Source organism: Halostella sp. PRR32 (assembly GCF_034808085.1).
Taxonomy (GTDB): Archaea; Halobacteriota; Halobacteria; order Halobacteriales; family Natronoarchaeaceae; genus Halostella; species Halostella pelagica.
In genome coordinates, this window is the sequence record NZ_JAXHGL010000254.1 from 1 (window position 1) to 243 (window position 243).

1 pseudogene is annotated in these 243 nt (G+C 57.6%); it reads right to left on the minus strand.

What is annotated here, in order from left to right:
• Nucleotides 1–44: 44 nt before the first annotated feature.
• Nucleotides 45–243: pseudogene (locus SM753_RS21050) on the minus strand (ParA family protein); the annotation flags it as partial.

Consider the following 243-nt stretch of genomic DNA (forward strand, 5'->3'; position numbering starts at 1 on the left):
GTCGCTTTTCCGCTCCTCGAGTTCGTCGTCGCCGTCATTGCTGCTCATGCTTCCACCTCCGTAGTGTGACGTTCGAGCATTTTCGCGATCTCGGTGTAGGCTTCGCGTGCGTCCTCGGTCTTCGCGTCGTCCTCGTGAAGGAAGATAGAGACGCCGTTGTTCCAAGCACGCCGGATAGCGACGCGCTCAGGCACCTGGAAGACGTCGTATGGAGCGTCATTGAAGAACTCGATCATCTGCTTG